The sequence below is a fragment of the Variovorax sp. ISS6 genome (assembly GCF_056523145.1).
Genome location: NZ_JAWRZC010000001.1, coordinates 5,776,192 through 5,790,462 on the forward strand (window position 1 = coordinate 5,776,192; position 14,271 = coordinate 5,790,462).

The 14,271-nt window shown below is 69.2% G+C and carries 12 protein-coding genes; 6 read left to right on the top strand and 6 right to left on the bottom strand.

Annotation, left to right across the window (positions count from 1 at the left end; translation table 11 throughout):
- Positions 1–14 precede the first annotated feature (14 nt).
- The 4 genes from AC1HIL_RS26730 to AC1HIL_RS26745 are packed head-to-tail and all read left to right on the top strand — an operon-like array spanning position 15 to position 4,264.
- Entirely contained in the window at positions 15–1,529 is a 1,515-nt protein-coding gene (locus AC1HIL_RS26730) for a TAXI family TRAP transporter solute-binding subunit (protein WP_261214472.1), read from the top strand.
- Between the two features lie 49 nt (positions 1,530–1,578).
- Complete coding sequence (pabB, locus tag AC1HIL_RS26735; protein ID WP_479670435.1) at positions 1,579–3,327, top strand: aminodeoxychorismate synthase component I; 1,749 nt, start codon at positions 1,579–1,581, stop codon at positions 3,325–3,327.
- A 60-nt stretch (positions 3,328–3,387) separates the two neighbouring features.
- Positions 3,388–3,894 carry a MerR family transcriptional regulator gene (locus AC1HIL_RS26740; RefSeq protein WP_413762809.1) on the top strand — a complete coding sequence of 169 codons (507 nt, stop codon included), beginning with the start codon at positions 3,388–3,390 and terminating at the stop codon, positions 3,892–3,894.
- The gene (locus AC1HIL_RS26745; protein WP_057597367.1) at positions 3,803–4,264 is read left to right on the top strand and encodes a carboxymuconolactone decarboxylase family protein; all 462 of its coding nucleotides are present in this window, start codon (positions 3,803–3,805) and stop codon (positions 4,262–4,264) included. The genes AC1HIL_RS26740 and AC1HIL_RS26745 overlap by 92 nt, the downstream gene beginning before the upstream one ends.
- A 15-nt stretch (positions 4,265–4,279) precedes the next feature.
- On the opposite strand, the gene ettA is transcribed toward AC1HIL_RS26745, so the two are convergent.
- Positions 4,280–5,941, bottom strand: coding sequence for an energy-dependent translational throttle protein EttA (gene ettA / locus AC1HIL_RS26750; RefSeq protein WP_057597366.1), 1,662 nt, complete (start codon positions 5,939–5,941; stop codon positions 4,280–4,282).
- 354 nt (positions 5,942–6,295) lie between these two features.
- Between ettA and AC1HIL_RS26755 the strand changes: the two genes are divergently transcribed.
- Both AC1HIL_RS26755 and AC1HIL_RS26760 read left to right on the top strand, forming a co-directional pair.
- Positions 6,296–8,068 (top strand): DEAD/DEAH box helicase, encoded by a 1,773-nt coding sequence (locus AC1HIL_RS26755; protein ID WP_479670436.1) that lies wholly within the window; start codon positions 6,296–6,298, stop codon positions 8,066–8,068.
- Positions 8,069–8,157: 89 nt separating this feature from the next.
- A complete protein-coding gene (locus AC1HIL_RS26760) occupies positions 8,158–9,189 on the top strand; it encodes an endonuclease/exonuclease/phosphatase family protein (RefSeq protein WP_479670437.1) in 1,032 nt (343 codons plus the stop codon).
- Here the strand turns inward: AC1HIL_RS26760 and AC1HIL_RS26765 are convergent.
- The 5 genes from AC1HIL_RS26765 to AC1HIL_RS26785 form a co-directional block, all read right to left on the bottom strand.
- On the bottom strand, positions 9,104–10,399 hold the full coding sequence (locus tag AC1HIL_RS26765) for a mandelate racemase/muconate lactonizing enzyme family protein (RefSeq protein WP_479672785.1): 1,296 nt from the start codon (positions 10,397–10,399) through the stop codon (positions 9,104–9,106). The genes AC1HIL_RS26760 and AC1HIL_RS26765 overlap by 86 nt on opposite strands.
- Positions 10,400–10,464: 65 nt before the next feature.
- On the bottom strand, positions 10,465–11,472 hold the full coding sequence (locus tag AC1HIL_RS26770) for a TRAP transporter substrate-binding protein (protein ID WP_479670439.1): 1,008 nt from the start codon (positions 11,470–11,472) through the stop codon (positions 10,465–10,467).
- Between the two features lie 61 nt (positions 11,473–11,533).
- Positions 11,534–12,835 (bottom strand): TRAP transporter large permease, encoded by a 1,302-nt coding sequence (locus AC1HIL_RS26775; protein ID WP_057595632.1) that lies wholly within the window; start codon positions 12,833–12,835, stop codon positions 11,534–11,536.
- Positions 12,832–13,392: a TRAP transporter small permease gene (locus AC1HIL_RS26780; protein WP_057595631.1), complete on the bottom strand. Its 561-nt coding sequence runs from the start codon at positions 13,390–13,392 to the stop codon at positions 12,832–12,834. Before AC1HIL_RS26780 ends, AC1HIL_RS26775 begins: the two co-directional genes overlap by 4 nt.
- A gap of 85 nt (positions 13,393–13,477) precedes the next feature.
- Positions 13,478–14,227, bottom strand: coding sequence for a FadR/GntR family transcriptional regulator (locus tag AC1HIL_RS26785; protein WP_057595630.1), 750 nt, complete (start codon positions 14,225–14,227; stop codon positions 13,478–13,480).
- Positions 14,228–14,271: the final 44 nt, after the last annotated feature.

Consider the following 14,271-nt stretch of genomic DNA (forward strand, 5'->3'; position numbering starts at 1 on the left):
ACGAGCGAGACACCATGGCCTTCCCGAGAACCCTCAAGCTGATCCTGCTGTCGATCCGCGACCTGGTCGCCTCCGCCGGCCCGATCCTGTTCCTCGTGATCGGCCTGTTGATCGCCGCCTACTGGTGGCTGCAGCCGCAGCCGCCCAAGCAGGTCACGCTGGCCACCGGCCCCACGGGCAGCGCCTACGCGCAGTTCGGCAAGCGCTACGCCGAGGCGCTGAAGACGAGCGGCATCGAGGTCGTGCTCAAGCCGACCTCGGGCTCGTCGGAGAACCTCGAGCTGCTGCGCAAGGGCGAGGCCGACGTGGGCTTCGTGCGTGGCGGCAGCGCCGACCCGGTGGCCGACGACGAAGCCGGGCTCAGTTCGCTCGGCAGCCTGTTCTTCGAGCCGGTCTGGCTGTTCTATCGGCCCGACGCGATCACGCGCGCGCCCGACAGCGTGATCGCGCAGCAGGCGGCGGAGGCCGAGAAGGCGAAGAAGGCGGCCCAGGCCGCCGCCAAGGGCCGCCACGGCGCCGCACGCAAGAAGGCCGCGGCACCGCAACCCGCCGTGCCCCCCGCCCCGATCCCGCTGACCTCGCTGACCCAGTTGCGCGGCCTGCGCGTCAACGTCGACATGCCCGGCAGCGGCCTGCCCGAACTCATGGGCCGGCTGCTCGAGGCCAACCGGCTCGCGCCCGATGCGCTGCTGCTGTCGAACCTCGAGCAGTCCGCTGCCGCCGAGGCGCTGCAGGCCGGGCTGCTCGATGCGATCGTGCTGTCGTCGGCGCCGCAGTCGCCGCAGGTGCAGCGGCTGCTGCGCGCGAACGACATCCGGCTCATGGACTTCGTGCAGGCCGATGCGTACACGCGGCGCTTCCCCTTCCTCTCGGCCGTGACCCTGCCGCGCGGCGTGGTCGACCTGTCGAAGGACCTGCCGGCCGGCGACGTGTCGCTGCTCGCGGCCACCACTTCGCTGCTGTCGCGCGAGGACACCCATCCCGCGCTGCGCCAGCTGTTCGCGCAGGCCGCGCAGCACCTGCACGGCGGCGCTGGCTGGTTCAACCGGCCGCGCGACTTCCCGAACACCCGCACCAGCGAACTGCCGGTGAGCCCCGAGGGCGACCGCGCCATCAACGGCACGCCGCCGTTCTGGCAGCGCTACCTGCCGTTCTGGGCCAGCAACCTGATCGAGCGCATGTGGCTGGTGCTCGGCGGCCTGCTGGTGCTGATGCTGCCGCTGAGCCGCGTGGTGCCGCCGCTCTACCAGTTCCGCGTGCGCCGCCGCGTGTTCCGCTGGTATGCGCGGCTGCGCGACATCGAGGGCAAGGTCGACGGCCAGCGCGGCGATCCGGCCGAGCTCACGAAGGAGCTCGACGAGCTCGACCGGGTGGTGAACCGGGTGGCGGTGCCGCTGTCGTACGCCGACGAGCTCTATGCGCTGCGCAACAACATCTATGCGGTGCGCAAGCGGGCACTGGCGCGCGGCGCCGGTGCGCCGGCCGGCCCCGAGATGCCACCGCCGCCTTCGCCTTCCGCACCGCGCTGACCGGCAAACGGCGCCAGCGGGCGCCGTTGCCTTTGCCCCAAGACCCACCGTGTCCACCCTGATCGACTTCGCCGACCCGCGCACCGATGGCGCGCAACGGCTGCGCCTGGCTTTCGGCGCCCCTTCCCGCACGCTCGTGGCGCGCAGCCCGGCCGAGGTGCGGTCCGTGCTCGCGCAGGCCGAGGCGCTGGCGCGCGCGGGCCACTGGTGCGTGGGCTACCTGCGCTACGAGGCGGCCGCGGCCTTCGATGCCGCGTTCGAGACGCATGCGGGCGATGGCGGGCCACTGGCCTGGTTCGGCGTGCACGACCTGGCCCTGCCCTGGCCCGAGAAGGCCCCGCCCGCCAGTTCGCCGATCGCCTGGCGCGACAGCCTCTCGCGCGCCGACTTCGACCGGCAGATGCAAGCCATCCACGCGGCGATCGCCGCCGGCGGCCTCTACCAGATCAACCACACGGCGCCGCTGCTCGGCGAATACGCTGGCGACCCGCTGGCCCTGTTCGCCGCGCTGCGCCGCAACCAGCCCGCGGGCTACGCGGCCTTCATCGACAGCGGCGACGAGCAGGTGCTGTCGCTGTCGCCCGAGCTGTTCTTCGACTGGCAGGGCGAGCGCATCCTCGCGCGCCCGATGAAGGGCACCGCGCCGCGCGGCGCCACGCCGGCCGAGGACGAGGCCCAGGCGCAGCGGCTGCGCAGCGTGCCGAAGGAACGGGCCGAGAACGTGATGATCGTGGACCTGCTGCGCAACGACCTGTCGCGCATCGCGCAACCGTTCTCGGTGCGCGTGCCGCGGCTGTTCCACACCGAGGCGCTGCCCACCGTGTGGCAGATGACCTCGGACGTGGAAGCCATGGTGCGCCCCGGCACCTCGCTGGTCGACGTGTTCGACGCGCTGTTCCCCTGCGGCTCGGTCACGGGCGCGCCCAAGGTGGCGGCGATGCGGCTGATCCACGCGCTCGAGCAGGCGCCGCGCGGCGTGTACTGCGGCGCGGTCGGCGTGCTGCGGCCCGGCGGGCATGCGACCTTCAACGTGCCGATCCGCACCGTGACCCTGCGCGGCGGCCAGGCGCGCTGCGGCATCGGCAGCGGCATCACGGCCGATGCCACGGCCGACGCCGAATGGGCCGAGTGGGGCCACAAGCGGGCCTTCCTGGGCGCGGCCGCCGTTGCCGAGGCACCCGGCTTCGAACTGCTCGAAACGCTGGCGCTGGTCGACGGCACGCTGCGCGACGCGCCGCTGCACGTCGAACGCATGGCCGGCGCGGCCGCCCACTTCGGCTTCGCCTGGGATGCAGCACGCGTCGAGGCAGCGCTGCAATCGCTGCGCGACGCACATGCCGAAGGCACCTGGCGCGTGCGCCTGCTGCTCGATGCACGGGGCCAGCCACGCGCCGAAGCGCATGAAATGGGCTCCGCGCCCCACCGCGTGAAGCTGCAGCTGGCCGACCGCCCCTTCGACGAGGCGCACAGCGAGTTCACGCGCTTCAAGACCACGCGCCGCGCGCACTACGAGGCCTTCGCGCCGACCCTGCCCGAGGCCTTCGACACGCTGCTGTGGAACCCCGAGGGCGAGCTCACCGAATGCACGCGCGGCAACATCGCGCTGCGCCTGGACGACGGCCTCTGGGTCACGCCGCCGCTGCGCTGCGGCCTGCTGCCCGGCATCGGGCGCGCGCGGCGGCTGGCCGAGGGTTCGCTGGTCGAGGCGACGGTGCGGCGCGACCAGCTCTCGCGCGTGACCGCGCTGGCCTTCGTCAACAGCCTGCGCGGCTGGATCGAGGCCGAACTCCTGCCCTGAACGGATTTCTTCCAGATACCGCTTGACTTAGAGCGCGCTCCAACTTCGAGAATTCTCCCCATGGAAAGCAACCTGAGCATCGCGGAAGTGGCACGGCGCACCGGTCTCACGGCCCACACGCTGCGCTACTACGAACGCATCGGCCTGATCGCCGCCGTGTCGCGCGCACCGGGCGGCCAGCGCCGCTATGCCGCCGCCGACATGGAATGGCTTGCTTTCCTGTTGCGCCTGCGCGAGACCGGCATGCCCATCCAGGGCATGCAGGCCTTCGCCGGGCTTCGCAGTCAGGGGGACGCGAGCATCGGCGAACGCCGCGCGATGCTCGAATCGCATCTCGCCGAGGTTCGCTCGAAGGTGGAGGCGCTGCAGCAATCGATGCAGGCGCTGGCGCACAAGATCGAGCACTACCGCGGGATCGAGGCCCGGCGTCCCTCTTCATCGGGCAAGGCCCCGGCTTCAACGAAGAGGAAGAAACATGCAGCACCCCATCCATCCGACGACGACCAGCCAGCCGACCGGCGAGCGCTACGCGCGCGGTCTCGCGAAACTGCAGCAGATCGACGGTGAGGGCGGCATCAAGGTCGTCGAAGGCCTGGCCGACATCGCACCCGACTTCGCGCGCCTGCTGATCGAGTTCCCGTTCGGCGACGTCTATTCGCGCCCCGGCCTGGACCTGCGCTCGCGCGAGATCGCGGTGGTGGCCGCGCTCACCGCCATGGGCAATGCCGCGCCGCAGCTCAAGGTGCACATCCAGGGCGCGCTCAACGTCGGCGTGACGCGCGAGGAAGTGATCGAGGTGATCATGCAGATGGCGGTCTACGCGGGCTTTCCGGCCGCGCTCAACGGCCTGGGCGCCGCCCGCGAGGTGTTCGCGGCCGACGATGAAAAAAGCGCGCGGCCCCTTGCGGAACCGCGCGCCCTGGTCGAGCCGGCCTGAGGGCCGGCGCGGGCCTTACTTGAGGGCCTTGAAGCGCACGCGCTTGGGCTTGGCGCCTTCCTCGCCCAGGCGCTTCTTCTTGTCGGCTTCGTACTCCTGGTAGTTGCCGTCGAAGAACACCCATTGCGAATCGCCTTCGGCGGCCAGGATGTGGGTGGCGATGCGGTCGAGGAACCAGCGGTCATGGCTGATCACCAGCACGGTGCCCGCGTACTCGAGCAGCGCGTCCTCGAGCGCGCGCAGCGTTTCCACGTCCAGGTCGTTCGAGGGTTCGTCCAGCAGCAGCACGTTGCCGCCCTGGATCAGCGTCTTGGCCAGGTGCAGCCGGCCGCGTTCGCCGCCCGACAGGTTGCCGACCTTCTTCTGCTGGTCCTGGCCGTTGAAGTTGAAGCGGCCCGCGTAGGCGCGGCTGGCCATCTGGAACTTGCCGACGTTGATGATGTCCAGGCCGTTCGAGATGTCTTCCCACACGGTCTTGTCGTTGGCCAGCGCGTCGCGCGACTGGTCGACGAAGGCCATCTTCACGGTCTGGCCGATCACGACCTCGCCGCTGTCGGGCTGTTCCTTGCCGGCGATCAGCTTGAACAGCGTGGACTTGCCGGCGCCGTTCGGGCCGATGATGCCGACGATGGCACCCGCGGGGATGTTGAAGTTCAGCTTGTCGATCAGCAGGCGGTCGCCGAAGCTCTTGCTCACGTCCTTGAACTCGATCACCTGGCTGCCCAGGCGCTCGGCGACGGGAATGAAGATCTCCTGCGTTTCGTTGCGCTTCTGGTATTCGACGTCGCTCAGCTCCTCGAAGCGGGCCAGGCGCGACTTGCTCTTGGCCTGGCGTGCCTTCGGGTTCTGGCGCGACCATTCCAGTTCCTTCTTCAGGGCCTTGGCGTGGGCTTCCTCGCTCTTCTGCTCCTGCGCCAGGCGCTCGCCCTTCTGCTCGAGCCAGGTGCTGTAGTTGCCCTTCCACGGGATGCCGCGGCCGCGGTCCAGTTCGAGGATCCACTCGGCGGCGTTGTCGAGGAAGTAGCGGTCGTGGGTGATGGCCACCACGGTGCCCGTGAAGCGCTGCAGGAACACCTCGAGCCATTCCACCGATTCGGCGTCCAGGTGGTTGGTGGGTTCGTCGAGCAGCAGCATGTCGGGCTTGGACAGGAGCAGCTTGCACAGCGCCACGCGGCGCTTCTCGCCGCCCGACAGCAGGCCGATCTTGGCGTCCCAGGCCGGCAGGCGCAGCGCGTCGGCCGCGATCTCGATCTGGTGCTCGGAGTCGGTGCCCGCGGCGGCGATCACCGCCTCGAGCTCGCCCTGCTCGGCCGCCAGCGCGTCGAAGTCGGCGCCTTCCTCGGCATAGGCGGCATAGATCTCCTCGAGGCGCGCCTTGGCGGCGTTGACCTCGCCCATGGCCTCCTCGACGGCCTGGCGCACGGTGTGCTCGGGATCGAGCTTGGGCTCCTGCTCGAGGTAGCCGATCGACAGGCCGGGCATGGGCATCGCCTCGCCCTCGATCTCCTTGTCGACGCCGGCCATGATCTTGAGCAGCGAGGACTTGCCCGAGCCGTTCAGGCCGAGCACGCCGATCTTGGCGCCGGGAAAGAAGGACAACGAGATGTCTTTCAAGATCTGCCGCTTGGGCGGCACGGTCTTGGAGACTCTGTTCATGGTGTAGACGTACTGGGCCATCTTCTGTGTTGGACTGCTGATTGCTGAGGTGGCGAAAGCCGGAACAAGCCGAAATCCCCTGGGAGGAGCCCCTGGCGGAACCCCGGGGGAAGGCGGCAGGACCGGCGCGCGGAATCGCGGAAACGGAGCGCGAAAAGCAGTGATTATCGACTCATGCGACAATCGCCACCGTGCCGGGTCCAGTTGCCCGCACACCGGCTCTCTGCCGGGGACGAAGAAAACCCTTCCGCAAGTCGGTTTTTCGGGCTCCCACTCCTGACCTTCATCAGCCTTGACTGGCTCGCGTCACAAGAACGAAAGACGCCGAGCGGGCCGATGTCACCGCGCCGTGTATGGCGCTTGTTGTTTCACACAATGACTTTTGATGAACTGAAGTTGGCTCCGGCCATCTTGAAGGCCGTGCACGAGCAGGGCTACGAGACCCCCACCCCGATCCAGGCCCAGGCCATTCCGGCCGTCCTCGAGGGCCACGACCTCCTCGGCGGCGCCCAGACCGGCACCGGCAAGACCGCCGCCTTCACCCTGCCGATGCTGCACAAGCTCACCATGAGCCGCAGCGCCACCAACAAGTTCGGCGGCATCGGCATCCGCGCCCTGGTGCTCACCCCGACCCGCGAACTCGCGGCCCAGGTCGAGGAATCGGTGCGCGACTACGGCAAGTACCTGCAGCTCGGCTCGACCGTGATCTTCGGCGGCGTGGGCATGAACCCGCAGATCGACCGCCTCAAGCGCGGCGTCGACATCCTCGTGGCCACCCCCGGCCGCCTGCTCGACCTGCAGCAGCAGGGCATGCTCGACCTGTCGACCGTGCAGATCCTGGTGCTCGACGAAGCCGACCGCATGCTGGACATGGGCTTCATCCACGACGTGAAGAAGGTGCTGGCGCTGCTGCCGGCCCAGAAGCAGAGCCTGCTGTTCTCGGCCACCTTCAGCGACGAGATCCGCGAACTGGCCAACGGCCTGCTGCGCAACCCGCAGAGCATCCAGGTCACGCCGCGCAACACCACGGTGCAGCGCATCACCCAGGTGATCCACCCCGTGGGCCGCGGCAAGAAGAAGGCGCTGCTCGCGCATATCATCAACGAGCACCAGTGGAGCCAGGTGCTGGTGTTCACCCGCACCAAGTTCGGCGCCAACAGCGTGGCCGAATTCCTCACCAAGAACGGCATCGAGGCGATGGCGCTGCACGGCAACAAGAGCCAGAGCGCGCGCACCCAGGCGCTGGCCGGCTTCAAGAGCGGCGACATCCGCGCCCTGGTGGCCACCGACATCGCGGCCCGCGGCATCGACATCGACGAGCTGCCGCACGTCGTGAACTACGAGATCCCGAACGTCAGCGAAGACTACGTGCACCGCATCGGCCGCACCGGCCGCGCGGGCTCGAGCGGCGAGGCCGTGAGCTTCGTCTGCCTCGACGAGGAAGGCTTCATGCAGGAGATCGAGCGCTTCACCAAGCAGACGATCCCCGTGCAGGTCATCGAGGGCTTCGGCCCCGAGGAAGGCGAGCGCGCCGAGCCCATCGCCATGGGCCGCCAGACCATCTGGGGCGGCGCCGGCCGTCCGCCGAGCCGCGAAGTCATGCAGGCGGCCGCCAAGGCGGCGCGCAGCGAGATGATGCAGCGCATCCGCGACAACAAGGCCGGCCAGGGCGGCGGTGGTGGCAATGGCCAGCGCCGCGCCGGTGGCGGCGGCCAGGGCCAGGGCCGTGCTGCCAACGGCGGCGGCCAGCAGGGCCCGCGCGGCCAGGGCCAGGGTCCGGGCAACCGCGCGCCGCAAGGCCGCGCCCCGCAGGCCCAGCCGCGTCCGCATCACCATGCGGCGCATGCGCAGAACCACCAGCCGCACGACGAGCGCCAGCCGCGCCATCACGGCAACAGCCACAGCCCGACCCAGGCCAACCAGGTCGCGCACCTGCGCGCCGAGGCGATCGCCGGCGCGGCCGGCCAGCCCGATCCGTTGCGCACCAGCGTCGACCACATGGGCGGCGGCCGCGGACGCGGTGGCCGCTCGGGTGGCGGTGGCTACGGCGGCGGCAACCGTTCGGGCGGCGGTGGCCGTTCGGGTGGCGGCGGCTACGGCGGCGGTGGCCGCTCGGGCGGCGGCGGTGGCCGTTCGTTCGGCCGCTGAGGCACGACGCACGCAGAACAGAGGGCGCTTCGGCGCCCTTTTTCATGGCAGTTCGGGGGCCGAAACACCTTCCGGACACAATCGTTGCCATGCAGCCCATCCCGCCGAACTTCGCCACCCTCTTCGTGGCCACCTGCAACCTGCTCAATCTCGCGAACCCGCACCGCGTGTACTACGAGAACCAGGACGCCTACAACGAGCGCGAGTACGAGCGCAAGATCGACTGGCTCGGCGAGCGTTTCCATGCACTCAATGCCGACGTGCTCGCGGTGCAGGAGGTCTGGGACGAGGCGGCGCTGAAGGCCGCCATCCACCGCAGCGGCCTGCGCTACGACTTCGTGGCCGTGCCCGGCGCCGAGAACACGCCCGCGCAACCCGACCAGCCGCCGCGCCCCGGCGCGCAGGGCACGCCGCGCGTGGGCATCGCCACCCGGCTCAAGGTCGACCGCATCCAGTCCTTCGTCGACTTCCCGCCGGGCTTCGGCGTCGAGGTGCCGGGCCTCGGGCCGCACACCCGCTTCGAGCGTCCGCCGCTGCTGGCCACGCTGCGCATGAAGCATGGCCAGCCGGTGCACGTGCTGACGGTGCACCTGAAGTCGAAGCGGCCCAAGTTCCTGCAGGATGCGCAGGGCAACCACCTCGAGGACCGCGACGACCGCAAGGTGGGCGCGATGGCCTCGCTGCGCTCGCTGCTGATGCGCGGCGCCGAGGCCGCGGCCCTGCGCTGCATCGTGATCGACCTGCTGCAAGGCACCAACGTGCCGCTGGTGGTGATGGGCGACTTCAACGACAACCCGCACAGCGTGACCACGCAGCTCGTGGCCGCCACCTCCGAGGTGGCCTACGACAAGGCGGCGCGCGACGTGGCGCTGTTCAATGCCTACGAGATGCAGGGCGAGGCCGCGCTCAAGAAGGACGTGGCCTATTCGCACGTGCACCAGGGCTACCCGGAGGTGCTCGACCAGATCCTGGTGAGCGAGGAATTCATCGCCGGCAGCCGCCACAGCCTGGGCGACGTGCGGCGCGTGGACTACTTCAACGACCACCTGCACGAGGGGCGCGACCGCTCGCGCTCGGACCACGGCTTCGTGCGGGCGCTGCTGCGGTTGCGCACCGACTGAAGACGCGGCTGCTCAGGCCTTCGAGAATCCGCACCATCGCATCCGCGCGCTCGTGCAGGTCGGGCAGCAGCTCGAGCCCCAGCCCCGGTTTGTCGTTGAGGCTGATCATGCCGTTCTCGACCTTCGGCAGCTCGGTCACCAGCCCCTGGTACCAGCCCGTGAAGAAGGCGCGCACGCTCTCCTGGATCAGCGCATTGGGCGCATGCAGGCTCAGGTGGGTCGACGCGGCCCACACCACCGGGCCGGTGCAGTCGTGCGGCGCCACCGGCAGCTGCCAGGCATCGGCCATGGCCGCGATCTTGCGCGCCTCGGTGAGGCCGCCGCACCAGCTCAGGTCGAGCATCGCGACGCCGGCCACGCCGGTCTGCAGGTAGTCCTTGAAGCCCCACCTGTAGCTCAGCGTCTCGCTGGCGCAGACCAGCGCCTTGCAGTCGACGGCGTACTGCTTCAACAGGTCGAGGCTGTCCATGCGGATCGCATCCTCGTGCCAGAAGGTGTCGAACTCCTGCAGCGCGCGCGCGATCTTCTGCGCCATCGGCAGCCGCCAGAGGCTGTGGAACTCGACCATGATGTCCATGCGCTTGCCGACCGCGCCGCGGATCTTGCGGAAGGGCTCGAGCGCCGCGTCGAGGTCGGCGTTGCTGATGTACTGGCCATGGCTGCGCTCGGCCGCCGGGTCGAAGGGCCAGATCTTCATCGCCGTGATGCCCTCCGACAGCAGCGACTCGGCCAGCTCGTCGGCATGGTGCAGGAAGCCCTGCAGGTCTTCATAGGGCCCGGCCGCGTTGCCGATGCCCCAGTTGGAACTGGTCTGGTTGGCGGCGCTGCGGATGTACTGGTAGCCCGCGCAGGTGTTGTAGATGCGGATCGCGTCGCGGCTCTTGCCGCCGAGCGCGGTGTGCACCGGCATGTTCGCGGCCTTGCCGAACAGGTCCCACAGCGCGATGTCCACGGCCGAGTTGCCACGCGTCTCCACGCCCGACCCGCGCCAGCCCAGGTAGCCCGTGAGGTCGCGGTTGCGCGCCTCGATCGCCAGCGGGTCGGTGCCCAGCAGCTTGTGGGCGCCCCACTCGTGCAGGTAGGCCTCGACCGCCTCGGCGCCCATGAAGGTCTCGCCGAGGCCGACCAGGCCTTCGTCGGTGTGCAGGCGCACCCAGAGGATGTTGGGGAATTCGCCGAGGCGGATGGTTTCGAGCTGGGTGATCTTCATGGCGGTCCGGGATGCGGTGACTGGATGGCCGGCGCGCTCTCGAGCGCCGCCGGCCAGCGGAAGGCTCAGCCGCCGCGCGCCTTCTTCAGCGCGTCCATCACCACGTTGACGGCCTCGGGGCCGATCGCCGGCACGTTCTTGTCGTACACCGGCTTCACCTTGTCGAGCATGCGCTTCTGCTCGGCCGGCGAGACCTCGTTGACCGTCATCGTCTTCTTCAGGCTCGCGAGCGATTTCTCGTTGAGCGCGCGGTTGGCGGCGCGCTCCACCTTCTGGCCCTCGACCGCGGCCTCGCGCAGCACCGCCTGCTCCTCGGGCTTGAGCTGGTCCCAGAGCTTCTTGCTGTAGAGCACCAGGAACGGCGTGTAGGCATGGCGCGTCACGCTCAGGTACTTCTGCACCTCGCTGAACTTCGAGGTCTCGATGGTCACGAAGGGGTTCTCCTGGCCGTCGATGGTGCGCGTCTCGAGCGCCGTGAAGATCTCGCCGAAGGCCATCGGCACGGCGTTGGTGCCCAGCGTCTTGAACGAGTCGAGGAAGATGTTGTTCTGCATCACGCGCACCTTGATGCCCTCGAGGTCCTCGACCTTGGCCACCGGCCGCTTGCTGTTGGTGAGGTTGCGAAAGCCGTTCTCCCAGTACGCCAGGTTCACCAGCCCCGCGGCCTCGAGCTTCTTGTTGAAGTACTCGCCGGCCGGGCCGTCGAGCACCGCGTCGGCCTCCTTCTCGTTGTTGAACAGGAACGGCAGGTCGAACACGCCGAGTTCCTTCACGATGCCCACCAGCGGCGAGGACGAGGTGCACACCATCTCCTGCGTGCCCGCGCGCAGCGCCTGCGTGGCCGGCAGGTCGCCGCCGGCCGCGCCGCCCCAGAAGGCGACGATCTTCATCTTGCCGCCGGTCTTGGCGGCCAGCACCTCCTGCATCTTCTTCACGCCCAGGCCCACCGGGTGGTCCTCGTTCACGCCGTTGGTGAACTTGATGGTGCGTTCGGCGAACTGGGCGAAGGCCGGGGCCGCCGCCATCAGGGCCACGGCGGTCGCCGCCGCCACGAGGGTTCTGCGCTGGATCATGGTCTGTGTCTCCTACTTCTTGGGTGATGAACGAACGGACGGGAAACTCTGCAAGACGCCCTCAGCGCGCCAGCCACCACGACAGCGGCACGGTGACGATCTGCGGGAAGAACACCATCGCGAACAGCACGATGAGCTGCGCGATCAGGAAGGGCATCACGCCCTTGAAGGCATCGTCCATGGTGATGCGCGCCACGCCGCACACCACGTTGAGCACGGTGCCCACGGGCGGCGTGATCAGGCCGATGGCGTTGTTGATGATGAACAGCACGCCGAAGTACACCGGATCGATGCCGGCCTTGAGCACCACCGGCATCAGCACCGGCGTGAGGATCAGCACGGTGGGCGTGAAGTCGAGCGCGGTGCCCACGATCACGATGAGCACCATGATCACCAGCATCAGCAGCGTCTTGTTGCCCATGAAGGGCTCGAGCATCTTCGTGACCTCGCCCGGGATGTCGGCCACGGTGATGAGCCAGGCGCTGACCATGGCCGCGGCCACCAGGAACATCACGACCGCGGTGGTCTTGCCGGCCGCGAGCGTGAGGCGGTAGAGCATCGAGGGCTTGAGCTCGCGGTAGACGAACATGCCGACCAGCAGCGAATACACGGCCGCCACCACCGCCGCCTCGGTCGGCGTGAAGATGCCGAACTTCATGCCGCCGATGATCACCACCGGCAGCGCGAGCGCGAGGCTGCCCTTGGCCGTGATCGCCAGCCGCTCGCCCAGGGGCACGCGCGGCGCCGGCTGCACCTTGTCGCGCCGCGCCACGATCCACCACGCGATGCCGATCGCCACGCCCATCAGGATGCCGGGCACGATGCCCGCGAGGAACAGCTTGGTGATCGAGACGTTGCCCGCCACGCCGAAGACGATGAAGCCGATCGAGGGCGGGATCACCGGCGCGATGATGCCGCCCGCGGCGATCAGGCCGGCCGAGCGCTTGGTGTCGTAGCCCGCGCGGTTCATCATCGGGATCAGCAGCGCGGCGAGCGCCGCCGTGTCGGCCACGGCCGAGCCCGAGATCGAGGCCATGATGATCGCGGCCACCACCGCCACGTAGCCCAGGCCGCCGCGGAAATGGCCGACCCAGGCCATCGCCATGTCGACGATGCGCCGGCTCAGTCCGCCCGCCGTCATGAACTCGCCGGCCAGCAGGAAGAAGGGCACGGCCAGCAGCGGGAAGTTGTCGGCGCCGTCGACGAAGCGCTGCGCGATGATCTGGCTGTCGAAGGCCGGCAGGCCGCCGGTGTAGGCCAGCCAGCCCATGAGCGAGACGCCGCACACCAGCAGCGCATAGGCGATCGGCATGCCGATCGCCATGGCGGCGAGCAGCGAGACCGTGAAGATCGTGACCGTCATCGCGCGCCTCCGGCGGTGCCCGAAGCCGGGGTGGCCGCGGGCTCGTGCGCCACGTCCTCCGACTCCATCACCTGCACCAGTTCCTCGTCGGAGACGCGGCCGGTGGCCAGGCGCCACAGCTTGTGGAGGTTGATGACGCCCATCACCACCGACACCACGTAGCCGATGCCGTAGACCCAGATCATCGAGATGCCCACCACCGGCGAGACGTTGGTGCGCTGCAGCTCGTGCATCTCGAAGGTGCCCATGAAGAACAGCACGTTGCAGAACAGCATGAGCAGCTGGTTGAGCACGAAGCACAGCTTCTTGCCGAGCCGCGGCAGGTGGCGGATCAGCGTGTCGACGCCCAGGTGCGCGCCATCGCGCATCGCGACCATGGCGCCGATGTAGGTGAGCCAGATGAAGCAGTAGCGCGACATTTCCTCGGACACCGTGATGCCCGAGTTGAAGCCGTAGCGCAGCACCACGTTGCCGAACACCATGACGACCATCGCCACCATGCAGGCGACCACGAGGAATTCCAGCACCCGGAAGAATCCGTCGATCAATCTCTTCATTGCTCCTGTCTCCTTTTGTTCTGCGGTGTTGTTGTTCGTCTCTTCGTCCGACCCGCTCTTCATGGCGCCCCCGGGGCGCCGCCCGCTAGAGCGGCACGGCCTTGAGCCGCGTCGCCGGCCGGCTGATGCGCGGCAGCCTGCGGCGCGAGGCGAGCACCATCTCGATGTCGTCGCGCGCGCCGTCGATCAGCACCAGCACCGCGCGCTCGGCGCCCGCCGGGTTGCGCGCGATCACGGCGTCGAGCACCGCGCGGTGCAAAGGCAACGAACTCGCGGGACCGTTCTTGCGCGTGGTCGAGATCTCGAAGCTGGTGCGCAGCAGCGCGCCGAGCGCGCGGCTCATCTGCACCAGCATGCGGTTGTGGCTGGAGCGGATCAGCCCCTGGTGAAAGCGCAGGTCGGGCGTGATGTAGTCGCCGCCGAACTCGATGGCCTGCTTCATGCCGGCGTAGGCCTCCTCCATGTCGGCGATGTCCTCGGGCGTGGCGCGCGAGGCGGCCAGCGCCACCGCGGCCGGCTCGACCACGCGGCGCAGGTCCTGCAGGTCGCGCAGGAACTCGACCGACAGGCCGGCCTGCGTCTGCCACACGATGACATCGGCATCGAACCAGTTCCACTGGTCGGGCGGCTGCACGCGCGTGCCGACCTTGGGGCCGGTGGTGACCAGGCCCTTGGCGATCAGCGACTTGATGGATTCGCGCACCACGGTGCGGCTCACGCCGAGCTCCTCGCAGAGGATCGGCTCGGGCGGGATCGCGGCGCCGGGCGCGTAGCGCCCCGCGACGATGTCGCTGCCGATCCGGTCGACCGTGTTGCCGTGGACGTTCTTGATCATGCGAAGCCGTTGGTTGTGCAACGCGGCCAAGGCCGCCCGGCGCG